Below are 25,554 nucleotides of genomic sequence, written 5' to 3' on the forward strand. Positions count from 1 at the left end.
CTTCCCGCGATAGCCCCTGTTTCGCTCCCGACGATTTGCCTAGACTCTTATACAAGACCTCGCGGAACGGAACGCCTCGCTTCCCTCGCGAACAGCATCACCCCGTCGGATTCGGACCGTCACGCATACCTCGCATCAAGGAGCTCATCATGTCGCGTCAGCAACAGGCACAGGAACTGCAGCAGCAATGGGAAACCGATCCGCGCTGGAAGGGCATCAAGCGCGGCTACTTGGCTGAGGACGTGGTCCGCCTGCGCGGCTCGATCCCGATCGAGCACACGCTGGCCAAGCGCGGCGCGGAAAAACTGTGGAACCTCATCAACAACGAGCCGTTCGTCAACGCACTCGGCGCGCTGACCGGCAACCAGGCGATGCAGCAGGTCAAGGCCGGCCTGAAGGCCATCTACCTGTCCGGCTGGCAAGTCGCCGGCGACGCGAACGTCGCGGGCGAAATGTACCCGGACCAGTCGCTGTACCCGGCGAACTCGGTGCCGCTCGTCGTCAAGCGCATCAACAACACGCTCACGCGCGCCGACCAGATCCAGTGGTCGGAAGGCAAGAATCCGGGCGACGAAGGCTACGTCGATTTCTTCGCGCCGATCGTCGCCGATGCGGAAGCCGGTTTCGGCGGCGTGCTCAACGCGTTCGAACTGATGAAGGCGATGATCGAGGCCGGTGCGTCGGGCGTTCACTTCGAGGACCAGCTCGCGTCGGTGAAGAAGTGCGGCCACATGGGCGGCAAGGTGCTCGTGCCGACGCGCGAAGCCGTCGCGAAGCTGTCGGCCGCGCGTCTCGCGGCTGACGTGATGGGTACGCCGACCGTGCTGGTGGCCCGCACCGACGCGGAAGCCGCCGACCTGATCACATCCGACGTCGACGACAACGACAAGCCGTTCCTGACCGGCGAGCGCACGGTCGAAGGCTTCTTCCGCACGAAGCCGGGCCTCGAACAGGCGATCTCGCGCGGCCTCGCGTACGCACCGTACGCCGACCTGATCTGGTGCGAAACCGGCAAGCCGGATCTCGAGTACGCGAAGAAGTTCGCGGAAGCGATCCACAAGCAGTTCCCGGGCAAGCTGCTGTCGTACAACTGCTCGCCGTCGTTCAACTGGAAGAAGAACCTCGACGACGCGACGATCGCGAAGTTCCAGAAGGAGCTCGGCGCGATGGGCTACAAGTTCCAGTTCATCACGCTGGCCGGCTTCCATGCGCTGAACTACTCGATGTTCAACCTCGCGCACGGCTATGCCCGCACGCAGATGAGCGCATTCGTCGAACTGCAGCAGGCCGAGTTCGCGGCCGCCGACAAGGGCTTCACGGCCGTCAAGCACCAGCGCGAGGTCGGCACGGGCTACTTCGACGCGGTCACGCAGACGGTCGAGCGCGAAGCGTCGACGACCGCGCTGCACGGGTCGACCGAGGACGAACAGTTCTTCGACGGCAAGAAGGTCGCGTAACACGCCCAGGCGTGACGCCGATGCCTGCCGCGTCTCGCGCCGCCGCGGCATCGGCCACCGGAACAACAATCAGGGAGGAGACGGCAGGCGCGCGACACCGATCGCGCGACCGGCCGCGCGGCCTGCGGGCCGCCAGCAACGATGCGCGCCGGCTTCGTCCGGCGCGCCCTTTTTCTACGGTGCAGCCCGCCTGGCCACGGCCGGCGCTGCCCTACCGATAGACGATCACCGGAATTTTCGTATGGGTCAGCACGCGCTGCGTCTCGCTGCCGATCAACAGGCTGCCGAGCCCGCGGCGTCCGTGGGACGCCATGAAGATCACGTCGCACCCCCCGCGTTCGGCCGCCTCGATGATGCCGAGATACGGCGACGGGTGCACGCTCGTCCACGTGTCGCACTCGACCCCGGCCGCCTGCGCGGCCGCTTCCACCTCGTCGAGATGCGCACGCGCCTCGCGCTCGCTGCGCGCGCGGAAATCGGCGGGCGGCTCGATGATCACTTCGGAAAACGGCGAGTACGGATATTGCGGCAGGCACGCGTAGGCCGTCACGCGCGCGCTGACCGCACGAGCCAGGTCGATCGCACCGTCGATCGCCTTCTGCGACAGTTCGGAACCGTCGGTTGGAACGAGGATGTGCCGGAACATCGCGCCCTCCTTCGTCAATCGCACGCCGCGCGCCGCGGCTCCAGCCGAGCCCGCCGCGACACGACGCGCATGCCTCTTACGATTGTAGTGTGCGAAATCGCGCCAGCCGCACCGCCAGCGGGTTCGCCCTCATATCGGAAACACGCGGGCGCGCGTCGCCCCCGCCTATTCGCCCCAATAACCGGGCCGCTCGTACGTGTGCTTCAGGTAATCGAGAAACAGGCGCACCCGCAGCGGCAGATGCCGGCGCTGCGGAAACACCGCGTGGATGCCGATCGGCGGCGCGGCGAACGCGTCGAGCACGCTGACGAGCCGCCCGGCCGCGATGTCCTCGCCGACTTCCCACCACGAGCGCCACGCGAGGCCATGGCCTGCGAGGCACCACTCGTGCAGCACCGCGCCGTCCGAGCATTCCATCGTGCCGTTCACGCGGATCGACACGACCTTGTCGTCCTCCTGGAACGCCCAGCCGCGCTGCTGGTTCGCGTTCGCCGCCAGGGCCAGGCAGTTGTGCCGCGCCAGTTCCGCGAGCGTGACCGGCGTGCCGCGCCGCGCGAGATATGCGGGAGACGCGACGCACACGCGGCGATTCTCGCCGAGCTTCAGCGACACCAGCGACGAGTCGGGCAGCTCGCCGAGCCGCACCGCGCAATCGAACCCTTCGTTGACGAGATCGACCATCCGGTCGGACAGGTCGAGCGTGACCGACACGTCCGGGTGCCCGACGCTGAATTCGGGCACGAGCGGTGCGACGTGCCGGCGGCCGAAGCCGGCCGGCGCGGAAATCCGCAGGTGGCCGCTCGCCTTGACGCCGCCGGCGGACACGCTCGCTTCCGCGTTCTGCATGTCGTTGATGATGCGCTGGCAATCCTCGAGGAATGCCGAGCCCTCGAACGTCAGCGTGAGCTTGCGCGTCGTGCGCACCAGCAGCTTGACGCCGAGCCGCTCCTCGAGCGCGTCGAGGCGGCGCCCGATGATCGCCGGCGCGACGCCTTCCGCATGCGCCGCCGCCGACAGGCTGCCTTTCGCCGCGACCGCGGCGAACGTTTCGATCTGTTTGAACCGGTCCATGACTCTCGGCGACGGCATCGCCGCCCTTCAAATAGCGTGAGCCGCTCAAGATTAGGTATATGAAAGTAAAAGATCAAGTGATGATTAGCGTCTTTTTTAGCACCTTCGATCACGAATAGAATCGACCCGACCTCTGAAACTGGAGCGCAAGGCTATGTCGGCCACAACGACACTCTCCTCTCCCGACGCCATTCTCTTCGACGCTTTCGGCACGTTGTTCGACGTGCGTGCCGTGCTGGCCGCGGCAGAGCAGATGTTTCCCGGTCACGGGGAACGGTTGTCGCAGCTGTGGCGACGCAAGCAGATCGAATACTCGCAGTTGCGCACGCTCGCCGATCCGGCCGGCGCCCGCTACCGCCCGTTCCGGGACATCACGCTCGATGCGCTGCGGTTCGCCGCGCGCCGGCTCGGGCTCGCGCTGAACAGCGCGGCCGAGAAGCGCTTGATGGACGAATACGCGTGCCTGTCGACCTATCCCGACACGGTGCCCGCGTTGCGCAAGCTGCGCGCGCTCGAACCGCGCCCGCCGCTCGCGATCCTGTCCAACGGCACCCCGCAGATGCTCGACATCGCGATCAAGAGCGCCGGCATGTCCGGGCTGTTCGATCGCGTGCTGTCAGCCGACACCGTGCGCGCGTACAAGCCGAGCCCGGCCGCCTACGCGCTCGGCACCGCCGCGTTCGGGGCGAACCGGCGCGGCATCGTGTTCGTGTCGTCGAACGCGTGGGACGTCGCCGGCGCCACCTGGTTCGGCTACACGACGTTCTGGCTCAACCGCACGGGCGCGCCCGCCGAGGAACTCGGCGCGCCGCCCGACGGCACGGGCACCGGCATGGCCGACCTGCTCGCCTTCCTCGCCACCCCGGCTCCGTCCGGCAAACCTGCGAACCGCACGCGCCCCGGCCCGGGTGCATGACGCTCGCAGCTGCCGCCTTCCCCCTTCACCGAAACCGCAACTGACCGACCAAGGAGATGAGACTCATGAGCACCCCGATCACGCTGCCGCAAGGCATGACGATCACCGGCGAAATCAAGCCGGGTTACGAAGCCATCCTGACGCCCGACGCGCTGGCACTCGTCGCGGCGCTGCACCGCACGTTCGAGCCCCGCCGCCAGGCGCTGCTGCAGGCGCGCGTCGAGCGGACGAAACGCCTGGACGCGGGCGAGCGCCCCGACTTCCTGGCCGAGACGAAGGCGATTCGCGAAGGCGACTGGAAGGTCGCGCCGCTGCCGGCGGACCTGCAATGCCGCCGGGTCGAGATCACGGGCCCCGTCGAGCGCAAGATGATCATCAACGCGCTGAACTCGGGCGCCGATTCGTACATGACGGACTTCGAGGATTCGAACGCGCCGAGCTGGACGAACCAGATCGACGGCCAGATCAACCTGAAGGACGCGGTCCGCCGCACGATCTCGCTCGAACAGAACGGCAAGTCGTACAAGCTGAACGACAAGGTCGCGACGCTGATCGTGCGTCCGCGCGGCTGGCACCTCGACGAAAAGCACGTGACGGTCGACGGCCAGCGCGTGTCCGGCGGCATCTTCGATTTCGCGCTGTTCCTGTTCCACAACGCGAAGGAACTGCTCGCGCGCGGGTCGGGCCCGTACTTCTACCTGCCGAAGATGGAAAGCCATCTCGAGGCGCGCCTGTGGAACGACATCTTCGTCGCCGCGCAGGAAGCGGTCGGCGTGCCGCGCGGCACGATCCGCGCGACGGTGCTGATCGAGACGATCCTCGCCGCGTTCGAGATGGACGAGATCCTGTACGAACTGCGCGAACACAGCTCGGGCCTGAACGCCGGCCGCTGGGACTACATCTTCTCGGCGATCAAGAAGTTCAAGAACGACCGCGACTTCTGCCTGGCCGACCGCTCGAAGATCACGATGACGGTGCCGTTCATGCGGGCGTACGCGCTGCTGCTGCTGAAGACCTGCCACAAGCGCAACGCGCCGGCGATCGGCGGGATGAGCGCGCTGATCCCGATCAAGAACGATCCGGAAGCGAACGACAAGGCGATGGGCGGCGTGCGCTCGGACAAGCAGCGCGACGCGACCGACGGCTACGACGGCGGCTGGGTCGCGCACCCGGGCCTCGTGCCGATCGCGATGGAAGAGTTCGTCAAGGTGCTCGGCGACAAGCCGAACCAGATCGCGAAGCAGCGCGACGACGTGCAGGTCGAAGGCAAGAACCTGCTCGACTTCCAGCCGGAAGCGCCGATCACCGAAGCCGGCCTGCGCAACAACATCAACGTCGGGATTCACTACCTCGGCGCATGGCTCGACGGCAACGGCTGCGTGCCGATCCACAACCTGATGGAAGATGCGGCGACGGCCGAGATTTCCCGCTCGCAGGTGTGGCAGTGGATCCGTTCGCCGAAGGGCGTGCTCGACGACGGCCGCAAGGTCACGGCCGAACTCGTGCGTGAATTCGCGAAGATCGAGCTCGACAACGTGAAGCGCGCGGTCGGCGGCAACACGCAGCCGTACGAACGCGCCGCGGCGATCTTCGAGCAGATGTCGACGTCGGAAGGCTTCACCGAATTCCTGACGCTGCCGCTGTACGAGGAAATCTGACGCGCCTGTCCGATGCGCTCGACGGCCGGCCCACGCCGTGCCGCCGCTCGCACGCGGTGACGGCATGAAAAAAGCGCCCCGCGGGGCGCTTTTTTTCTTGTGTGGCGAATTCAACCGCCGCCGGCAGGCGCGCTCAGGCGGCTTCCTGCTCGCGCCGGTGCTGAACCCAGTCGCCCGACGCGATGCGCGGACGCCCGGCTGCCGCATGTGCGGCGACCGGATAATACAGGCAGGCATATTGCCGGCCGCCGAGCTCGACGATCACCTCTTCCGGCTTGAACAGCGAGTCGACGCCCGGATACACGCGCTCGATCTCGTCGAGCACCGGGACGAGCTGCTCGTCGACCTCGTAGACGTCGCCCCACACCAGCGACTTGCCGGCCGGCCCGGCGATCATGCCCGGATACGTGCCGAAATCGTACAGTTCGCCCGGCAGCGCGGCCGCGCCCAGCAGCGTCGGCGCGGCGATGCCGTGGCGGGCGGCCGCATGGCCGATGTCGTTGGCCTGTCCGGCTCTCAAGGTGCCATAGACGAATACGTGGCGCATCGTGGTTCTCCTCTTCGATTCGTGTGTTGCCGTATTTGCGTGCGATCGGCGCGCGATGGGCCCGACATGGCGCACGCATCGATAGACCCCGATACCGGCCCGATGGTTCGAACCGTCGGCGCGCGCCGACGTGGGGAGCCGCCCCGCATGCGCCAAGGCCCACACAAAGTTCATTTGCACCCGGCATGATGGCCCGAAAACCGCCGCATGCGCTTGCGCTGCGCCTTCTAAAATAACGGCATCGCCGCCGCGCCGCCCGAACCGTTCATGAATCCGCCCGCCCCAGCCGACGTATCGAAACCGTACGACGTCATCGACATCCCGCCGGAATTCGCGCCGACCGCCGTCCATCCGATGCGTGTGCGCGCGCGGCAGGTCGATGCCGGCCGCCGCATCCCGCTGCACACGCATGCGTGGGCGCAGCTCGCATACGCGTCGCGCGGCGTGCTGCGCGTCGCGACGACCGGCACGACCTGGATGGTGCCGCCGTCCCGCGCGATCTGGGTGCCGCCGCACGTGACGCACGAGGTCATGATCGTCGAAGAGGCCTATTTGCGCACGCTGTATATCGACGAGTCGATCGTGCCGGACGGGCTCGATGCATGCCGCGTCGTCGAGGTGACGGGGTTGCTGCGCGAACTGATCGTCGCACTCGACGCACGCGACCTGAGCACCGCGCGCGAGCGCCTGCTGTGCGGGCTCGTGCTCGACGAACTGAGTCATGCCGAGCCGCTGCCGCTCGCGGTGCCGATGCCCGACGAGAAACGGTTGCGCCTGCTGTGCGAATCGGTACTCGCGCATCCCGCGCATGCGGAGTCGCTCGAACACTGGGCGAGCGAGGTCGGCGCGAGCACGCGCACGATATCGCGGCTCTTCAAGCAGGAACTAGGCGTGAGCTTTTCGCAGTGGCGCCAGCAGGCGCTGCTGGCGCGGGCGATTCCGCTGTTGAACCAGGGGCGTCCGCTGTCGCATATCGCGCGCGAACTCGGCTACCAGAGCCAGAGCGCGTTCTCGGCCATGTTCCGCCGCGCCTTCGGCGAAAGCCCGCGCGCGTTCATGCTGCGCGGCTACGAGCATCGCGGCCCGGAAGGCAGCGTCGCGGATAACGAGACGCCGGACGACGACGACGGCGCGCTCGACACGATGCGCTGAATGCGCGCCGTGGCGTGCCGGATCGTCAGACCGGCCGCACCATATGACGGATCGAGCCGAGCTGCGCGAGCCGCGGCCCGGTGACCTGGTAACCCATGCGCAGGTACAGACGCGCGGCAGGGTTGTCGACGAATACGCGCAACTGCAGTTCATGCAGACCGCGCGCCCGTGCCCAACGATGCGACATCTCGAGCATGTAGGTGCCAGCGCCCTGGCCGCGATGGCCGGCCGCGATCTGCACGTCGCGGATGTGCAGCGAATCGCCCTCCTCGGTCACGCGCAGCACGCCGATGCGCTCGCCGTCGGCCTCGAGGATGAAGTTCTCGGATTCGCGCCAGCTCGCATAGAACAGGTCGCTGCGCCACACGAGCCCATGGCGCTTGTAGTAGCCGCCCATGTTGCCGTGCGTCAACGCTTCGGCATACGGAAAATCGCCGGGCTCCGCGGGCCGGAGCTGATACAGGAGTCGCAGGTCGGTCGGATCGAGCATCGCGCAGGAGTCAGAAACGCATCCCGCCACGATAGCGCAGTCGCGTGCGGATGCAATCGCGAATTTCTCGTAGGACGCGGTGCGCGATGTAGCACGCGTGGTGAGGGGCGAACGGAAGGCACGACGCACGATGCAAATGAAAAAGCCCGCACGAGGCGGGCTTCTTCATTTTCTGGCGGAGCGGACGAGACTCGCCTACATTCCGCAGGCCGCGGCTGCGCTTGCAAGCGCAGCCCTTCGAGTCCCGCCGGAAGCCGCGCAGGCGGCTTCCTCCGCCCCGCCGTCACACTGCCCGCAAGCGGGCACGACGCACGATGCAAATGAAAAAGCCCGCACAAGGCGGGCTTCTTCATTTTCTGGCGGAGCGGACGGGACTCGCCTACATTCCGCAGGCCGCGGCTGCGCTTGCAAGCGCAGCCCTTCGAGTCCCGCCGGAAGCCGCGCAGGCGGCTTCCTCCGCCCCGCCGTCACACTGCCCGCAAGCGGGCACGACGCACGATGCAAATGAAAAAGCCCGCACAAGGCGGGCTTCTTCATTTTCTGGCGGAGCGGACGGGACTCGAACCCGCGACCCCCGGCGTGACAGGCCGGTATTCTAACCGACTGAACTACCGCTCCAGTCTTGCTGCTTGCCTGGCAGGCGTCGGTTACTTCCTGCCGGCGCGTCGTTTGTTCGAACGACGCCGAAATCTGGCGTCCCCTAGGGGATTCGAACCCCTGTACTCACCGTGAAAGGGTGATGTCCTAGGCCTCTAGACGAAGGGGACAACGTACTGCTTACATCTTTAACGAGAAAGCCCGTTCAAAAACGCTTTTTGAACGGGCTTCGTTCTGGCGGAGCGGACGGGGCTCGAACCCGCGACCCCCGGCGTGACAGGCCGGTATTCTAACCAACTGAACTACCGCTCCAGCTTTCTGCACCATCGCCTGCAGGATCTCGTCACGTTCCTGCACACGCTGCGACACTTCTACGAAACGCCGCTGAATCTGGCGTCCCCTAGGGGATTCGAACCCCTGTACTCACCGTGAAAGGGTGATGTCCTAGGCCTCTAGACGAAGGGGACAACGTACTGCTTACATCTTTAATACAAAAGCCCGCTCAAAAACGTCTTGAACGGGCTTCGTTCTGGCGGAGCGGACGGGACTCGAACCCGCGACCCCCGGCGTGACAGGCCGGTATTCTAACCGACTGAACTACCGCTCCAGCTTTCTTACCCAACCTGCAGGACGTCGGTTACGTTCCTGCAAGCCTCGCGACACTTCTATGAAACGCCGCTGAATCTGGCGTCCCCTAGGGGATTCGAACCCCTGTACTCACCGTGAAAGGGTGATGTCCTAGGCCTCTAGACGAAGGGGACAAAATCTTTTCAGATTTGTCTGACTTTCGCTATTCACTTCTGGTCAACAGCGAAGGCCGAAATTCTAACTGCTTTGAATCATTTTGTGAAGCATTTATTACTACCGCTGCTTCGCCAATCAATTCGGTTTGTTCTGTTGGTGGAGGTAAGCGGGATCGAACCGCTGACCTCTTGCATGCCATGCAAGCGCTCTCCCAGCTGAGCTATACCCCCCTTGCAGAACAGAAATGAGATTATATGGACCGATTTCGAACTTGTAAATACCCTTTTTACGATTCGCACGAAATTTTTTGCGAAGCCGCCGCGCGCGCATGCGCGGACGGCTTCGCGCACGCACGAACGTCAGGCCAGCGCGGCCTCGATGCGCGACACCACGACGTCGCGACCGAACAGCACGAGCACCGCGTCGATCGACGGCGTGTGCGTCGTGCCCGCCACCAGCAGGCGCACCGGCATCGCGAGCTGCGGCATCTTCAGCTTGTGTGCGGCGAGCGTCGCCTTCAACGCCGCGGATACTGCTTCCTTCGTCCAGTCGGCCGCCTTCAGCGCGGCGACGAGATCGGCCAGCGCCGGGCGCACCGCATCGGTCACGTGCTGCGCGAGCGCATCGGCCTCGGGCGCCGGCACGCGGTAGAACATCGTCGCGCCTTCCGCGATCTCCTTGACCGTCGTCGCACGATCCTTCATCAGGCCGACCACCGCGTCGAGCGCGGGGCCCGTCGCGATCGCCGCGTCATCGATGCCGAGTGCGTCGAGGAACGGCTTCGCGAGTTCGGCAAGGCGCGCGTTGTCGGCTTCCTTGATGTAATGCGCGTTCAGCCAGCTCAGCTTGCTGTGGTCGTACTGCGCGGGCGACTTGCCGAGATGCTCGAGATCGAACCATTCGACGAACTGCTCGCGCGAGAAGATCTCGGCGTCACCGTGCGACCAGCCGAGACGCGCGAGATAGTTGACGACGGCTTCCGGCAGGAAGCCCGCGTCGCGGTACGCCATCACGCTCATCGCGCCATGCCGCTTGCTCATCTTCTCGCCCTGCTCGTTCAGCACGGTCGGCAGGTGCGCATAGACGGGCGGCTCGCCGCCGAGCGCATTCAGGATGTTGATCTGGCGCGGCGTGTTGTTCACGTGGTCGTCGCCACGGATCACGTGCGTGATGCCCATGTCCATGTCGTCCACCACCACGCAGAAGTTGTAGATCGGCGTGCCGTCCGGGCGCGCGATCACGAGGTCGTCGAGTTCCTCGTTCGAGATCTCGACACGCCCCTTCACCGCGTCGTCCCACACGACCGTGCCCGTCAGCGGATTGCGGAAGCGCAGCACCGGCTTCACGCCGGCCGGCGGCTCCGGCAGCACCTTGCCGGGCTCCGGACGCCACGTACCGTCGTAGCGCGGCTTCAGGCCGGCTTCGCGCTGGCGTTCGCGCAGCGCGTCGAGTTCCTCGGCCGACATGTAGCACGGATAGGCGAGACCCTTCTCGAGCATCTGCGCGAGCACTTCGCGATAGCGATCCATCCGCTGCATCTGGTAGATCGGGCCTTCGTCGAAATCCAGCCCGAGCCATTGCATCCCTTCGAGGATCGCATCGACCGCTTCCTGCGACGAGCGCTCGACGTCGGTATCCTCGATGCGCAGCACGAACGTGCCTTTCATCTTGCGGGCGAACGCCCACGGATAGAGTGCGGAGCGGATGTTGCCGAGGTGGATGAAGCCGGTGGGACTCGGCGCGAAGCGGGTACGGACAGGACGGGTCATAAACGGTAACTCGAACGCCTGGGGCGCATGAATGATTCGACGCGGGACGACGACGGCAGCCCGGACAGCAACGGAGCCGGCGGCGCCCGGAACGGGAAAGAAGCCGGAATTATACTCGCGCCGGACATCGCGCCAAGCGCACCGCTTGCTTTATGATGTGCGCGCCGCGGCCGCCAGCCGGCGCGGCGCCGGCCGCACGGAACCTCCTGCGCGGCCGCTCGGAACCTATCGCCGCCGCGGGCCGTGTAACCCGCCGCCAAGCCGCCGGAGAACCATTCGATGTCGTCCCCTCGCCTGTCGCGCCGCCACTTCACGATCGCGTGCGCGTCCGCCAGCCTCGCCGCCTGTACGTCCTTCGGCGACAAGTCCCGCCCCGGCACGGCACCGCCGCAGGAGAAACCCGTCAAGATCGGCATCGCGCTCGGCGGCGGCGCCGCGCGCGGCTTCTCGCACATCGGCGTGCTGAAGGCGCTCGAGGCGCGCGGCATCCCGATCGAGCTCGTCGCCGGGACGAGCGCGGGCTCGGTGGTCGGCGCGCTCTACGCGTCCGGCATGAACGCGCTGCAGATCAACAAGATCGCGCTCGACATGGACCAGGCGTCGATCAGCGACTGGGCGCTGCCGTTTCGCTCGCGCGGCCTGCTGCAAGGCGTCGCGCTGCAGAACTTCCTGAACAAGACGCTCAACAACCGACCGATCGAGAAGATGGCGAAGCCGCTCGGCATCGTCGCGACGGACCTGCAAAGCGGCCAGCCGATCCTGTTCCAGCAGGGCAACACCGGGCTCGCGGTGCGCGCGTCGTGCAGCGTGCCGTCGGTGTTCGAGCCGGTGAAGATCGGCAATCGCGAATATGTGGACGGCGGGTTGGTGAGCCCGGTGCCGGCGTCGTTCGCGCGCAAGATGGGCGCGAGCTTCGTGATCGCGGTCGACATCTCGGCCCGACCGGACGGCGCGGCGACCAACAACCCAATCGAGATGCTGCTGCAGACCTTCACGATCATGGGCCAGACGATCAAGACCTACGAGCTCGACAAGTACGCGGACGTCGTGATTCGCCCGAACCTCGCGGCGATGGGCGGCAGCGACTTCAACCAGCGCAACGCGGCGATCCTCGCGGGCGAGGAAGCGGTCGCGCGCATCATGCCGGAACTGCAGCGCAAGCTCGCGGCGGCGCGCGGCGTGACGGCCGCCGCGTAAGCCACGATGGGCGGGCGGCCACGGCACACGCCGCGTCCCGGCCACCGACGGAAAGGCTTCGGCTTCGTCGCCAACGCCCGCCCCAAAACAAAAAACCCTGCCACCTTTCGGTGACAGGGTTTTTTATCGTCCGGCCCGACCGACCGGCAAACGTCAGTTGTTGCCGTTCGCCGAATCGTCGCCGATCGTCGCGCGCACGCGCTGACGCAGGTCTTCGGGCTTCATCGGGAATTCCGATTCGATCCGGCGCGCGCCGGTGAAACGCTTTTCCCAGTAGCCGCTGTCGAGATCGTCGACGCGCACCGTGCTGCCCGTCGACGGCGAGTGCACGAACTTGTTGTCGCCGATGTAGATGCCGACGTGCGAGAACGTGCGGCGCATCGTGTTGAAGAACACGAGATCGCCCGGCTTCAGGTTGCTCATGCTCACCTTCTCGCCGACGCGGCTCATTTCTTCCGCGCGACGCGGCAGCGACATGCCGAGCGTGTCCTGGAACACGTAGCGCACGAAGCCGCTGCAGTCGAGGCCCGAATCCGGCGAGTTGCCGCCCCAGCGATACCGCACGCCGATCATGTTCAGCGCGCCGACCACCACGTCGCCGGCCTTGCCCGCCATGCCGGCAAGGAACGACTTCGCGCCGCCGCTCGACGGCTGCGCGCTGGTCTGCTGGAGGGAGGAACCCGACCCGATCTGAGTCGAATTGGTGACATTCTGGTTAAAACTGCTGACTTCGTCGGCGAACGCGCCGGGAGCTGCTGCGAACAGGGCGCCGATGAACAGCCCGGCGATGGTGCGCGCGCATGCCTGGGTCAGGGATCGATGCTGCATTGGTCGATGGAATTTGCTTAAAAATCAGCTGATTGGCGGAAAATTTCGGTCGATACTAGCCAGCGCGTAATCGTTTGTCAAAACAAATTAAAAAATACAATCGAGATGGTCAGACCATTGGACGCCTATCACGCTTTCCAGACCGCTTTCAACAGCTTTTGTGTGTAAGGATGTGACGGTCTGGTGAAGACGTCGGACACCTCCCCCGACTCGACGACCGCGCCGTCCTGCATCACCGCGACGCGGTGCGCCATCGCGCCAATCACCTCCAGGTCGTGACTGATGAACACGTAGCCGAGGTTGTATTTCTGTTGCAAATTCGCGAGCAGCTTCAGCACCTGCTGCTGGATCGACACGTCGAGCGCCGACGTCGGCTCGTCGAGGATCAGGATGCGCGGCTCCAGCACCAGCGCGCGCGCGATCGCGATCCGCTGGCGCTGCCCCCCCGAGAATTCGTGCGGATAACGGTGCAGCACCGTGCGGTCGAGGCCGACTTCGCGCAGCACTGCGAGCGACTTCGCGCGGCGCGCGTCGGGCGTCATGTCCGGGCGATGCAGCTCGAGCCCCTCGCCGACGATCCGCTCGATCGTGTGACGCGGCGAAAGCGAACTGAATGGATCCTGAAAGACCACCTGCATGTTCGAGCGCAGCGCGGTCTGTTCACGGCCGCGATAGGTCGACAGCGCGCGCCCCTGGAATTCGATCTCGCCGCCGGCCGTCTTCTGCAGCCCGAGCAACGCCATCGCGAGCGTCGACTTTCCAGAGCCCGATTCGCCGACGATGCCGAGCGTTTCGCCCTGCCGCACCGACACCGACACGTCGGCCACGGCCGTCACCGGCACCGTGCCGAACCAGCCGGCGAAGCCCGGCCGCTTGCGCGCGAACTGCACGCTCACGTGGCGCGCGTCGAGCACCACGGGTGCGATCGGCATCACCGGCGTGACCGCGCGTTGCGGCCGGCTGTTCAGCAGCCGCTGTGTATACGGATGCTCGGGCGCCGTGAAGATCCGCTCGACCGGCCCGCTCTCGACGAGCCGGCCGTGCTCCATCACCGCGACGCGCTGCGCGAAGTGCCGCACGAGATTCAGGTCGTGCGTGATCAACAGGATCGCCATCCCGCGCTTTTCCGCTTCCTCGCGCTGCAGCTCCAGCAGCAGATCGACGATCTGCGCGCGGATCGTCACGTCGAGCGCGGTGGTCGGCTCGTCGGCCAGCAGCAGGCGCGGCCGGCACGCGAGCGCCATCGCGATCATCGCGCGTTGTCGCTGGCCGCCCGACAACTGGTGCGGGTAACTGTCGACGCGCTTCTCCGGCTCCGCGATACCGGTGCGCGCGAGCAGCGCGATCGCGCGCTTGCGCGCCTCCACGGCCGAGACGCCGTCGTGCAGCACGATCGTCTCGCCGATCTGCACGCCGATCGTATACAGCGGGTTGAGCGCCGTCATCGGCTCCTGGAAGATCATCGCGATGTCCGAGCCGCGCAGCCCGCGCATCTCGCGCTCGCTCTTGGCGACCAGATCCTGCCCGGCGAAGCGGATCGCGCCGCTCACTTCGGCGTCGCGCAGCAGCCGCAGGATCGACAGCGCGGTCACGCTCTTGCCGGACCCCGACTCGCCAACGAGCGCGACCCGCTCGCCGCGCCCGATCGCGAGCGTCACGTCCTCCACCGCGACCGTGTCGCCGAAGCGTACGTGCAGACGCTCGAGCGACAGCAGCGGCTCGTGCTGCGTCGATACGGTCGATGTGCTCATCGCTGGCCTCCCGCGGCGCGCACCGAGTCGGCGATCCGCGTGTCGAGCGCGTTGCGCAGCGCGTCGCCCATGAAGGTCAGCAGCAGCAGCGTCGCGACCAGCACGCCGAAGGTCGACAGCGAGATCCACCATGCGTCGAGGTTGCCCTTGCCCTGCGCGAGCAGTTCGCCGAGGCTCGGCGTCGGCGGCGGCACGCCGAGCCCGAGGAAATCGAGGCTCGTCAGCGCGAGGATCGACCCGCTCATCCGGAACGGCAGGAACGTGATCACCGGCGTGAGACTGTTCGGCAGGACGTGGCGCCAGATGATCTGCCAGTTCGTCAGCCCCATCGCGCGCGCCGCGCGCACGTAGTCCTGGGTGCGGTTGCGCAGGAATTCCGCGCGTACGTAGTCGGCGAGCCCGATCCAGCCGAACAGCGACAGCAGCACGATCAGCAGCAGGAAGCTCGGCTCGAAGATCGACGCGAAGATGATCAGCAGGTACAGCTCCGGCAGCGAGCTCCAGATCTCGATCAGCCGCTGCCCGACGATGTCGATGCGTCCGCCGAAGAAGCCCTGCACGGCGCCCGCGGCGATCCCGAGCAGCGTGCCGATCACGGTCAGGATCAGCCCGAACTCGACCGACACGCGGAACCCGTACACGAGCCGCGCGAGCAGGTCGCGGCCCTGCGCGTCGGTGCCGAGCCAGTTCTCGCGCGACGGCGGCGCCGGGTTCGGTACGTTCGAGAAGTAGTTCAGCGTGTCGTAGTAATAGCGGTTCGGCGGATAGACGACGAAGTTGCCGGGCGCCTCGAGCCGCTTGCGCACATACGGATCGAGATAGTCGGCCGGCGTCGGGAAATCGCCGCCGAAGGTCGTCTCCGGGTACGCATGGAACATCGGGAAATAGGTCTGGCCGTCGTAGCGCACGACGAGCGGCTTGTCGTTCGACCACAGCGGCGCCGCGAGGCTCGCGGCAAAGGCCACGACGAAGATCACGAAGCTCCAGTAGCCGACGCGCTGCTGCCTGAAGCGCTGCCACACGCGGCGGGCGGGCGACGGCGACACGCGCGCCCGCGCGGCGTCGATACGGGAAGAGGCGACGGCCCGGTTCATCGCGCTCCTCGCCCGCTGGCGCCGGGCATGCGCATGGCTCGTTTCATGTCAGCGCTCCAGGTTGTCGAATTGAATGCGCGGATCGACCCACACATAGCAGAGATCGGAGATCAGCTTGGTCGCGAGCCCGATCAGCGTGAACAGATACAGCGTGCCGAGCACGACCGGATAGTCGCGCCGCACGACCGATTCGTACGACAGCAGCCCGAGGCCGTCGAGCGAGAACAGCGTCTCGATCAGCAGGCTGCCGGTGAAGAACGCACCGATGAACGCGGCCGGGAAACCGACGATCAGCGGCAGCATCGCGTTGCGGAACACGTGCTTCCACAGCACGCTGCGCTCGGAGAGCCCCTTCGCGCGCGCGGTCAGCACGTATTGCCGGCGGATCTGGTCGAGGAACGCGTTCTTCGTGAGCATCGTGACGACCGCGAAGCTGCCGACGACCGACGCGGTGATCGGCAGCGCGATGTGCCACAGGTAGTCGAGCACCTTGCCGACGAGCGACAGCTGCGCGAAGTTGTCCGACGTGAGGCCGCGCAGCGGAAAGAGTTGCCAGAACGAGCCGCCGCCGAACAGCACGAGCAGCAGCACGCCCAGCACGAAGCCTGGAATCGCGTAGCCGACGAGCACGACGAGGCTCGTCGCGACGTCGAACGGCGAACCGTTGCGCACCGCCTTCGCGATGCCGAGCGGCACCGAGATCAGGTACGTGAGGAAGAACGTCCACAGCCCGATGCTGATCGACACGGGCAGCTTCTGCACGACCAGCGACCACACGCTCTGGTGGCGGAAATAGCTGTCGCCGAGATCGAAGCGCGCGAAGCGCTTCAGCATCAGCCAGTAGCGTTCGAGCGGCGGCTTGTCGAAGCCGTACAGCGCCTTCAACTGCGCGAGCTGCTGCGCGTCGACGCCGGTGTGCGCGCGCATCCCGAACGGCGTCGCGCCCTGCTCCGTCGCGCCCTTGCGCAACTCCTGCACGGCCTGCTCGACCGGGCCGCCCGGCACGAACTGGATCACCGCGAACGTGAGCGTCAGCACGCCGACGAGCGTCGGGATCATCAGCAGCAGGCGTTTGAGGATGTAGCTCCACATAGGGCGTCGACTCGTGATCGGGTGGCGGGGTTGAACAGAGGGCCGGCGCGGGTCAGTGATCGGGCTTCGCCCACCAGGTCGACACGACCCAGCCCTCGGCCGAATAGTACAGCGGCAGCGTCTGCGGATAGGCAAGCGTGCGCTTGTACGCGATGCGATGCGTCGTGCTGTACCACTGCGGGACCGCATAGTAGCCATGCATCAGCACGCGGTCGAGCGCGTGCGTCGCGTCGAGCAGTTCCTCGCGCGTCTGCGCGGTGCCGAGCGCATGCAGCAGCGCGTCGACGGCCGGCGATTTCAATCCGATGAAGTTGTCGGAGCCCGGCTCGTCGGCGAACTTGCTCGCGTAACGCGAGTATTGCTCGGCGCCCGGCACCTGCACGCCCGGCAGGCGGATCGTCGTCATGTCGTAGTCGAATGCATCGAGGCGCTTTTGCAGCAGTGCGTAGTCGGCCGTGCGGAACCGCACGGCGATGCCGAGCTTCGCGAGGTTGCGCTGGTAGGCGGTCACGACGCCTTCCATCGCGCCGCCTGCATCGTCGAGGATCTCGAACGCGAACGGCTCGCCCTTCGCATTGCGCAACGCGCCGTCGCGATAGGTCCAGCCGGCCTGCGCGAGCAGCGCGCGCGCCTTCAGCAGGTTCGCACGCAGCGAGCCCGGCGGATGGGTGTCCGGCTGCGTGACCATCGGGCCGAACACGGCCGGATCGAGCTGCGCGCGCAGCGGCTCCAGCAGCTTCAGCTCGCCCTCGCCCGGCGTACCGGTCGCCTGCAGGTCGGTGTCGGCGAAGTAACTGTTGAGGCGCGTATACGCGCTGTAGAACAGCTGGCGGTTCAGCCATTCGAAGTCGAACGCGAGGTCGAGCGCCTGGCGCACGCGCACGTCGCGAAACAGCGGCCGGCGCAGGTTCATGAAGAAGCCCTGCATGCCGGCGCCGTTATGTTGGCGGAATTCGCGCTTGACGAGCTCGCCGCTATCGAAACGCTTGCCGACGTCGCGCCGCGTCCAGTTGCGCGCGATGTACTCGACGAGCACGTCATATTCGCCGGCCTTGAACGCCTCGAGCCGCGCGACGCCGTCGCCGTACAGCTTGTACACGATCCGCTCGAAGTTGTTGGTGCCGACCCGTACCGGCAAGTCGGCACCCCAGTACGCGGGGTTGCGCCGATAGGTGATCGTGCGGCCGTTGTCGTAACGCTCGATCAGGTACGGGCCGCTGCCGATCGGCTGCTCGAACGCGAGCTGGTCGAACGGGATGCGCGAACCGTCGGCGCGCAATCCCCACTTGCGCGAAAACACCGGCACGCCGCCGGCGATCAGCGGCAACTCGCGATTCGCGCTGCGGAACTCGAAGCGCACGGTCGCCGAATCGACGACCACGGCCTTCGCGATCTCCGCGAAATACGCGCCGAACTGCGGCGCGGCCTGCTTGCTCTTCAGCGTGTCGAACGAAAACTTGACGTCGTCGGCCGTGACGCGATCGCCGTTCGAAAAGCGTGCGCGCGGATTCAGGTGGAACGTGACCGAACGGCGGTCGGGCGCCACGGCGATGTCGTCGGCCAGCAGCCCGTACGCGGACGCCGGTTCGTCGGAACTGCCGGTCGCGAGGCTCTCGAACAGCATGTCGATGCCGGGCGCGGCGTTGCCGCGCATCGTGAACGGATTGAACTTGTCGAACGACGTCAGCCGGTTCGGGTTCGCGAGCACCAGCGTGCCGCCCTTCGGCGCGTCGGGGTTCACATAGTCGAAATGCTTGAAGCCCGGCGGATACTTCGGCTCGCCGTACTGCGCAATGGCGTAGGCCGCGTGCGCGGCCGGCACGGCCAGCGCCGCGTGCAGCGCCAGCACCGCGGCCACGCGGCCGGCGGCCCGCAGCACGCCGAGGCGGGCGCGCGCGGCGGCGGCCCGGGGCGAACCCTTCGTCATAGAGGCCCTGTCGGTCGAATGAGGGTAGTAACGTGAACGATTCTACCCATTCAATCCGTCGAGCCAAAAGAAAACCGCCACGCGGGCGGTTTCCTCACGAGCGATCGTCGCGCGCGCATCACGCACGCGCGACCGGTCGATCAACGCCAGCCGTTGTGGCGGCCGTGATCCCAGTGACCGCGATCGCCGCCCCAGCCGCGGCCATGGCGGCGGTACCACTCGTCGCGGCCCCAGTAGCGGCGGCCGTCCCAGTAGCGGTCGCCGTGCCAGCCGATCACGATCGCCGGCGCCGGCGCGTACACGGGCGCCGGTGCATAGACAGGCGCCGGCTGGTAGACGACCGGCGGAGGCGGCGGCGCATACACGGGCGCGGGCGCGACGTAGACGGGTGCCGGCACGCCGACGTTGATCCCGACATTGACTCCCGCCATTGCTGCGCCCGACACGAGCAAGGCCGTCATACCGGTCAGGAGCGAGGCAACACGCAAAGTCTTCATGGATTCCTCTTCTGGTTGTGTCATGTGTGATTCGACTATAACGGCAAGCACCGTCCCCGCATATTTCAAGTTTGTAAGAACTGATGCGCGGCATCGCAACTGGAAGCCCGCGCTAACGTCTTGTAACAATCGACGTCGATTGCCCGTCCATACCCTTTCCTAAAACATCTTTCATGCTGCGTCGCGCCCGGCGTTAAGCGGCGCGCCGCACACTGCGCGAGCCGAATCGGGCTCCCGCCGCGCTTCGGCACCTCGCTGACAGGCCGGCGCGTCGCGCCGGCGGAGACCTCGCCGATGCTGAAACTCGTCCGACTCGCGCTCGCGCGCCCCTATACGTTCATCGTCCTCGCACTGCTGATCCTGATCGCCGGGCCGCTCGCGGCGCTGCGCACGCCGACCGACATCTTCCCCGACATCCGGATTCCGGTCATCAGCGTCGTCTGGAACTACGCGGGCCTGCAGCCGGCCGACATGTCCGGGCGCATCGTCACCTACTACGAGCGCACGCTCGGCACGACGGTCAACGACGTCGCGCACATCGAGTCGCAGTCGTTCCGCAGCTTCGGGATCGTCAAGATCTTCTTCCAGCCGAGCGTCGACATCCGCACCGCGACCGCGCAGGTCACGTCGATCTCGCAGACCGTGCTCAAACAGATGCCGCCCGGCACCACGCCGCCGCAGATCCTCAACTACAACGCGTCGACCGTGCCCGTGCTGCAGCTCGCGCTCACCAGCGACACGCTGAACGAACAGCAGCTCGGCGACTACGCGACCAACGTGATCCGGCCGCAGTTGCTGTCCGTCGCCGGTGTCGCGATTCCGTCGCCGTACGGCGGCAAGGTGCGCCAGGTGCAGATCGACCTCGATCCGCAGGCGCTGCAGGCCAAGGGACTGTCCGCGCAGGACGTCGCGACCGCGCTCGCGCAGCAGAACCAGATCATCCCGGCCGGCACGCAGAAGATCGGCGGCTTCGAGTACAACATCCGCCTCAACAACAGCCCGTTGACCATCGACCAGCTCAATGCGCTGCCGATCCGCACCGTGAACGGCGCGGTGATCTTCATGCGCGACGTCGCGCACGTGCGCGACGGCTTTCCGCCGCAGGGCAACATCGTGCGCGTCGACGGCCGCCGCGCGGTGCTGATGAGCGTGCTGAAGAGCGGCTCGGCGTCGACGCTCGACATCATCGCGGGCGTCAAGGCGCAGCTGCCGCGCATCGAGGCGACGCTGCCGCCGTCGCTGCGGCTCGTCGTGATGGGCGACCAGTCGGTATTCGTGAAGGGCGCCGTGAGCGGCGTGGCGCGCGAAGGGCTGATCGCCGCCGCGCTCACGTCCGCGATGATCCTGCTGTTCCTCGGCAGCTGGCGCTCGACGCTGATCATCGCCGCGTCCATCCCGCTCGCGGTGCTGGCGGCGATCGCCGCGCTCGCGGCCGCGGGCGAGACGCTCAACGTGATGACGCTCGGCGGGCTCGCGCTCGCGGTCGGCATTCTGGTCGACGATGCGACCGTCACGATCGAGAACGTCAACTGGCATCTCGAACAAGGCAAGGACGTGCGCAGCGCGATCCTCGACGGCGCGTCGCAGATCGTCGCGCCGGCCTTCGTGTCGCTGCTGTGCATCTGCATCGTGTTCGTGCCGATGCTGCTGCTCGACGGCGTCGCCCGCTTCCTGTTCGTGCCGATGGCCGAAGCGGTGATCTTCGCGATGATCGCGTCGTTCGTGCTGTCCCGCACGTTCGTGCCGATGATGGCGCGCTACCTGCTGAAGCCGCATGCCGCGCATCCGGAAGCCGTGCTCGCGCCGCACGGCGCGCCGTTCGCGCCGCCGCGCGCGCGCAATCCGCTGGTGGCGTTCCAGCAAGGGTTCGAGCGCCGCTTCGCGGCGCTGCGCGCGGGCTACCGCGTCGTGCTCGGCCTCGCCCTCGTCCACCGCGCCCGCTTCGTCGCACTGTTCCTCGCCGCGGTGGCGGTGTCGTTCGCGCTGGTGCCGTGGCTCGGCCGCAATTTCTTCCCGTCGGTCGACGCCGGCGAAATCGCGATTCACGTACGCGCGCCGATCGGCACGCGCATCGAGGAAACGGCCGCATTGTTCGATCGCGTCGAGCGCACGGTGCGCGGTGTCGTGCCGCCGCATGCGCTCGCGAGCATCGTCGACAACATGGGCTTGCCGAACAGCGGGATCAACCTCACGTACAGCAACAGCGGCACGATCGGCCCGCAGGACGGCAACATCCTCGTGTCGCTCACCGGCGACCACGCGCCGACGGCACGCTACGTGAAGCAGTTGCGCACCGTATTGCCGCGCGCGTTTCCGGGCGTGACGTTTTCGTTCCTGCCCGCCGACATCGTGAGCCAGATTCTCAATTTCGGCGCGCCCGCGCCAATCGACGTGCAGGTGACGGGCCCCGACCGCGCGGCCAACCGCGCGTATGCGACCGAGCTGTTGAGGCGCATCCGCACGGTGCCCGGCGTCGCCGACCCGCGCGTGCAGCAGGCGTCGACCTATCCGCAATTCACGGTGTCGGTCGATCGGGCCCGCGCCGCGCAGCTCGGCGTCACCGAGCAGGACGTCACCAATGCGGTGGTCGCGAGCCTGTCCGGCACGAGCCAGGTGTCGCCGACCTACTGGCTCGATCCACACAACGGCGTGTCCTATCCGATCGTCGCGCAGACCCCGCAGTACCGGATGACGTCACTGTCGGACCTGCGTGCGCTGCCCGTCACCGGCCGCGCGGGCGCGCCGCAACTGCTCGGCGGCCTTGCGACGATCGTGCGCGGACAGACCGATGCGGTCGTGTCGCACTACGACATCGCGCCGCTGTACGACATCTTCGCGACGACGCAGGACCGCGATCTCGGCGCGGTCAGCGCCGACATCGAACGCGTGCTGCACGCGAGCGCGGCGGACCTGCCGAAAGGCTCGCGCGTGACGATGCGCGGCCAGGTGCAGACGATGAACAGCGCGTTCGGCGGCCTGCTTGCCGGCCTGGCCGGCGCGGTACTGCTGATCTACCTGTTGATCGTCGTGAACTTCCATTCGTGGCGCGACGCGTTCGTGATCGTGAGCGGGCTGCCCGCCGCGCTCGCCGGCATCGTCTGGATGCTGTTCGTCACGCGCACGCCGCTGTCGGTGCCGGCGTTGACGGGCGCGATCCTGTGCATGGGCGTCGCGACCGCGAACAGCATCCTCGTCGTCACCTTCGCGCGCGAACGGCTCGCGCATACCGCCGATGCGGCCGTCGCCGCGCTCGAGGCCGGCTTCACGCGCTTTCGGCCCGTGATGATGACGGCGCTCGCGATGATCATCGGCATGGCGCCGATGGCCCTCGGTCTCGGCGACGGCGGCGAACAGAACGCGCCGCTCGGCCGGGCGGTCATCGGTGGCCTGCTGTGCGCGACCGCCGCGACGCTGGTGTTCGTGCCCGTCGTGTTCAGCCTCGTTCACCGGCGCGATCGCGCGCCGCGCTCCGAATCCCTTTCCGTCACTCCGGGAGAACAGCATGTCCACTGAATTCGAAGTCCGTCCCCCCGGCACGCCGCGTTACCTGAAACCACTCGCGATCGCGGGCGCCGTGGTCGCACTCGTCGCCGCGGCCGCCGGTGTGTTTGCCCGCCAGCACGATGCGCACGCGGTCGCCGCGTGGACGGTGCAACAGGCGGTCCCGACCGTCGCGACGGTCGCGCCGCAGCCGGCCGCGGCCGACGCGCTCGTGCTGCCGGGCCGCCTCGACGCGTATGTCGACGCGCCGATCTATGCACGCGTGCCGGGCTACCTGCATGCGTGGTACGCGGACATCGGCGCGCACGTGAAGGCCGGTCAGTTGCTGGCGTCGATCGACACGCCCGATCTCGACCAGCAGTTGCAGCAGGCGCGAGCCGACCTGCAGAGCGCGAACGCGAACGAGCGGCTCGCGGCCGTCACGGCCGCCCGCTGGGCCGAGATGCTCGCGCAGGATTCCGTGTCGCAGCAGGAAGCCGACGAGAAACGCAGCGACCTCGACGCGAAGCGCGCGGCCGTCGCGGCGAGCACCGCCAACCTGCGGCGGCTCGAAGCGCTCGAATCGTTCAAGCGGCTCACCGCGCCGTTCGACGGCGTCGTGACCGCCCGCAAGACCGATGTCGGCGCGCTGATCGACGCGGGCAGCGGCAACGGCGCCGAACTCTTCACCGTGTCGGACGCGCGGCGTCTGCGCCTGTACATCCACGTGCCGCAAGACGACGCGGCCGCGATCCGCGCGGGCATGCATGTCGCGCTGACCGTGCCCGAGCGCCCCGGCATGACGTTCGACGCCGTGCTCGCGGATTCCGCGCAGTCGATCGATCCCGCTTCCGGCACGCTGCTCGCGCAGTTTTCGATCGCCAATCCGGCCGGCACACTGTTTCCCGGCGAATACGCGCAGGTGCGGATCGCGATGCCCGGCGCCGCGCATGGGCTGACGATTCCGGCCAGCACGCTGATCTTTCGTCACGACGGGTTGCAGGTCGCCGTGCTCGATGCACACGGGCACGCGCGGCTGCGCAACGTGTCGATCGGGACCGACCTCGGCACGCGCGTCGAGATTGCGTCGGGGCTCGCGGCGGGCGATCGCGTGATCGACAATCCGCCCGATTCGCTCGCGGACGGCGACCCCGTGCGCGTCGCCGGCGCGGCCACGACGGAGCACGCGCATGGCTGACCGTCTTCTCGCCGCGTTGCTGGGCAGCGCCGCACTGCTGGCCGGCTGTTCGCTGGCGCCGACGTATCGCGCGCCCGACGTTCCGGTGCCGGCCGCGTTTCGTGAAACGGGCCCGTGGATCGACGCCGCGCCGGCCGACCGCCTGCCGCGCGACGGCTGGTGGCGCGTGTACGGCGACGCGACGCTCGACCGGCTCGAACCGCTCGTCGCGCGCGCGAATCCCGATCTCGCCGCCGCCGTCGCGCGGCACGACGAAGCTGCCGCGCTGTTCGACGAAGCCCATGCGGCGCTGCTGCCGACCGTGGGCATCGGGGCCGAGACCGACCGCGACCGGCAGTCGGCGCGCCGGCCGTTGCGCGGCAGCGGCCAGCCTGACGTCTACGAATCGAACACGCTCGCGGCCGGCATCGGCTACGACGTCGATCTGTGGGGCAAGGTCCGCAATACGGTCGCGGCCGGCCGCGACGACGCGCAGGCGGCCGCCGACGATCTCGCGTCGGTCCAGCTGAGCCTGCAGGCCGGCGTCGCGAGTACCTACTTCGATCTCGCGGGTCTCGACCGCGAAGCCGACACGCTCACGCAAACCATCGACACGTACCGCCGCGCGTGGCAACTGACCGTCAGCCGCCATCGCGGCGGCCTCGCTTCGGGGCTCGACGTGGCGCGTGCGCAGACGCAACTCGCGCTCGCCCAGGCCCGCGCGTCCGACATCGCCGCCCGCCGCGCGCTCGACGAGCACGCGATCGCGGCGCTCGTCGGCGCGTCGGCATCGACGTTCACGCTGCCGTCCGCCGCGGCACTGCCCGGCGTGCCACCGATCCCGACGGGACTTGCCTCGACGCTGCTCGAACGCCGGCCGGACGTCGCCGCCGCCGAGCGCCGCGTCGCGGCCGCGAACGCGCGAATCGGCGTCGCGCGCGCGGCTTTTTTCCCGGACCTGTCGCTCGGCCTCGACGCGGGCTTCCAGAGCGATACGTTCTCGCCGTGGCTCGCCGCGCCGAACGAGATCTGGTCGATCGGGCCGCGTCTCGCGATGACGCTGTTCGACGGCGGCCTGCGCGCGGCCGGCGTGCGCCACGCCCGTGCGCAGTTCGCCGAACAGGGTGCGCGCTACCGGTCCGTCGTGCTGCAGGCGTTCCGCGAAGTCGAGGACGATCTCGCGCTGCTGCACCGCCTCGGCGACGAAGCGGACCAGGACGACGCGGCGCTCGTCGCGGCGCGGCAGTCGCTGATGCTCGCGATGTCGCGCTATCGCGACGGCGCGGTCAGCTATCTCGACGTGGTCACCGCGCAGACGACCGAACTCGATACGCAGATCGCGGCGCTCGATGTCGACACGCGGCGCCTGCAGGCATCCGTCGGGCTCGTACGCGCACTCGGCGGCGGCTGGCGCGGCGCGCGTTCATGAACGTTTCTTCATCGGCACGCCCGGCGTCCGTCGGG

General features: G+C 67.4%; 19 protein-coding genes and 7 tRNA genes. 8 read left to right on the forward strand and 18 right to left on the reverse strand.

Annotated elements, in window-relative coordinates; genetic code table 11:
• Positions 1–149: 149 nt before the first annotated feature.
• The gene (aceA, locus tag KU887_RS10905) at positions 150–1,457 is read left to right on the forward strand and encodes an isocitrate lyase (protein ID WP_006498666.1); all 1,308 of its coding nucleotides are present in this window, start codon (positions 150–152) and stop codon (positions 1,455–1,457) included.
• A 211-nt stretch (positions 1,458–1,668) separates the two neighbouring features.
• On the opposite strand, the gene KU887_RS10910 is transcribed toward aceA, so the two are convergent.
• Together KU887_RS10910 and KU887_RS10915 are read right to left on the reverse strand one after the other, a co-directional pair.
• Complete coding sequence (locus tag KU887_RS10910; protein WP_006481942.1) at positions 1,669–2,103, reverse strand: universal stress protein; 435 nt, start codon at positions 2,101–2,103, stop codon at positions 1,669–1,671.
• A 165-nt stretch (positions 2,104–2,268) separates the two neighbouring features.
• Positions 2,269–3,174: a LysR family transcriptional regulator gene (locus KU887_RS10915; RefSeq protein WP_006481938.1), complete on the reverse strand. Its 906-nt coding sequence runs from the start codon at positions 3,172–3,174 to the stop codon at positions 2,269–2,271.
• Positions 3,175–3,328: 154 nt separating this feature from the next.
• Between KU887_RS10915 and KU887_RS10920 the strand changes: the two genes are divergently transcribed.
• Positions 3,329–4,090: a haloacid dehalogenase type II gene (locus KU887_RS10920; protein WP_006498665.1), complete on the forward strand. Its 762-nt coding sequence runs from the start codon at positions 3,329–3,331 to the stop codon at positions 4,088–4,090.
• Between the two features lie 65 nt (positions 4,091–4,155).
• A complete protein-coding gene (gene aceB, locus KU887_RS10925) occupies positions 4,156–5,748 on the forward strand; it encodes a malate synthase A (protein WP_006481940.1) in 1,593 nt (530 codons plus the stop codon).
• A 133-nt stretch (positions 5,749–5,881) separates the two neighbouring features.
• Here the strand turns inward: aceB and KU887_RS10930 are convergent, their stop codons facing one another.
• Positions 5,882–6,295, reverse strand: a complete 414-nt coding sequence (locus KU887_RS10930) for a gamma-glutamylcyclotransferase (RefSeq protein ID WP_006481949.1) — start codon at positions 6,293–6,295, stop codon at positions 5,882–5,884.
• A 267-nt stretch (positions 6,296–6,562) separates the two neighbouring features.
• Here KU887_RS10930 and KU887_RS10935 point away from each other — a divergent pair, with 267 nt between their 5' ends.
• Positions 6,563–7,447, forward strand: coding sequence for a helix-turn-helix domain-containing protein (locus KU887_RS10935; RefSeq protein ID WP_006498664.1), 885 nt, complete (start codon positions 6,563–6,565; stop codon positions 7,445–7,447).
• 25 nt (positions 7,448–7,472) lie between these two features.
• On the opposite strand, the gene KU887_RS10940 is transcribed toward KU887_RS10935, so the two are convergent.
• The 9 genes from KU887_RS10940 to gltX form a co-directional block, all read right to left on the reverse strand.
• Positions 7,473–7,937, reverse strand: a complete 465-nt coding sequence (locus KU887_RS10940) for a GNAT family N-acetyltransferase (RefSeq protein WP_006481948.1) — start codon at positions 7,935–7,937, stop codon at positions 7,473–7,475.
• A gap of 541 nt (positions 7,938–8,478) precedes the next feature.
• A tRNA-Asp gene (locus KU887_RS10945) sits at positions 8,479–8,555 on the reverse strand.
• Positions 8,556–8,628: 73 nt separating this feature from the next.
• Positions 8,629–8,704, reverse strand: a tRNA-Glu gene (locus KU887_RS10950).
• A gap of 65 nt (positions 8,705–8,769) precedes the next feature.
• A tRNA-Asp gene (locus tag KU887_RS10955) sits at positions 8,770–8,846 on the reverse strand.
• Positions 8,847–8,925: 79 nt separating this feature from the next.
• A tRNA-Glu gene (locus KU887_RS10960) sits at positions 8,926–9,001 on the reverse strand.
• A 63-nt stretch (positions 9,002–9,064) separates the two neighbouring features.
• Positions 9,065–9,141, reverse strand: a tRNA-Asp gene (locus KU887_RS10965).
• A 78-nt stretch (positions 9,142–9,219) separates the two neighbouring features.
• Positions 9,220–9,295: transfer RNA gene (locus KU887_RS10970), tRNA-Glu, on the reverse strand.
• A gap of 137 nt (positions 9,296–9,432) precedes the next feature.
• Positions 9,433–9,508, reverse strand: a tRNA-Ala gene (locus KU887_RS10975).
• A 129-nt stretch (positions 9,509–9,637) separates the two neighbouring features.
• Positions 9,638–11,047, reverse strand: a complete 1,410-nt coding sequence (gene gltX, locus KU887_RS10980) for a glutamate--tRNA ligase (RefSeq protein WP_006481951.1) — start codon at positions 11,045–11,047, stop codon at positions 9,638–9,640.
• 279 nt (positions 11,048–11,326) lie between these two features.
• Here gltX and KU887_RS10985 point away from each other — a divergent pair, with 279 nt between their 5' ends.
• A complete protein-coding gene (locus KU887_RS10985; RefSeq protein WP_006481941.1) occupies positions 11,327–12,244 on the forward strand; it encodes a patatin-like phospholipase family protein in 918 nt (305 codons plus the stop codon).
• 153 nt (positions 12,245–12,397) lie between these two features.
• Here the strand turns inward: KU887_RS10985 and KU887_RS10990 are convergent, their stop codons facing one another.
• The 6 genes from KU887_RS10990 to KU887_RS11015 all read right to left on the reverse strand — a co-directional run bounded on the left by KU887_RS10990 (position 12,398) and on the right by KU887_RS11015 (position 19,433).
• On the reverse strand, positions 12,398–13,072 hold the full coding sequence (locus KU887_RS10990; RefSeq protein ID WP_006481953.1) for a C40 family peptidase: 675 nt from the start codon (positions 13,070–13,072) through the stop codon (positions 12,398–12,400).
• A 128-nt stretch (positions 13,073–13,200) separates the two neighbouring features.
• On the reverse strand, positions 13,201–14,823 hold the full coding sequence (locus KU887_RS10995; RefSeq protein ID WP_212203417.1) for an ABC transporter ATP-binding protein: 1,623 nt from the start codon (positions 14,821–14,823) through the stop codon (positions 13,201–13,203).
• A complete protein-coding gene (locus tag KU887_RS11000; RefSeq protein WP_060265321.1) occupies positions 14,820–15,917 on the reverse strand; it encodes an ABC transporter permease in 1,098 nt (365 codons plus the stop codon). Before KU887_RS11000 ends, KU887_RS10995 begins: the two co-directional genes overlap by 4 nt.
• A gap of 48 nt (positions 15,918–15,965) precedes the next feature.
• The gene (locus KU887_RS11005) at positions 15,966–17,009 is read right to left on the reverse strand and encodes a microcin C ABC transporter permease YejB (RefSeq protein WP_006481944.1); all 1,044 of its coding nucleotides are present in this window, start codon (positions 17,007–17,009) and stop codon (positions 15,966–15,968) included.
• Between the two features lie 52 nt (positions 17,010–17,061).
• Positions 17,062–18,936 (reverse strand): extracellular solute-binding protein, encoded by a 1,875-nt coding sequence (locus tag KU887_RS11010; protein WP_080331500.1) that lies wholly within the window; start codon positions 18,934–18,936, stop codon positions 17,062–17,064.
• 140 nt (positions 18,937–19,076) lie between these two features.
• Positions 19,077–19,433, reverse strand: coding sequence for a hypothetical protein (locus KU887_RS11015; RefSeq protein ID WP_012328786.1), 357 nt, complete (start codon positions 19,431–19,433; stop codon positions 19,077–19,079).
• A gap of 294 nt (positions 19,434–19,727) precedes the next feature.
• Between KU887_RS11015 and KU887_RS11020 the strand changes: the two genes are divergently transcribed.
• From KU887_RS11020 to KU887_RS11030, 3 genes are read left to right on the forward strand one after another with little or no spacing between them, the layout of a single operon-like run.
• On the forward strand, positions 19,728–22,946 hold the full coding sequence (locus KU887_RS11020) for an efflux RND transporter permease subunit (protein WP_258250058.1): 3,219 nt from the start codon (positions 19,728–19,730) through the stop codon (positions 22,944–22,946).
• Positions 22,936–24,111, forward strand: a complete 1,176-nt coding sequence (locus KU887_RS11025; protein WP_006498657.1) for an efflux RND transporter periplasmic adaptor subunit — start codon at positions 22,936–22,938, stop codon at positions 24,109–24,111. Before KU887_RS11020 ends, KU887_RS11025 begins: the two co-directional genes overlap by 11 nt.
• Positions 24,104–25,519: an efflux transporter outer membrane subunit gene (locus KU887_RS11030; protein WP_048984790.1), complete on the forward strand. Its 1,416-nt coding sequence runs from the start codon at positions 24,104–24,106 to the stop codon at positions 25,517–25,519. The genes KU887_RS11025 and KU887_RS11030 overlap by 8 nt, the downstream gene beginning before the upstream one ends.
• Positions 25,520–25,554: the final 35 nt, after the last annotated feature.

It is taken from the genome of Burkholderia sp. EMB26 (assembly GCF_024730645.1).
Taxonomy (GTDB): Bacteria; Pseudomonadota; Gammaproteobacteria; order Burkholderiales; family Burkholderiaceae; genus Burkholderia; species Burkholderia cenocepacia.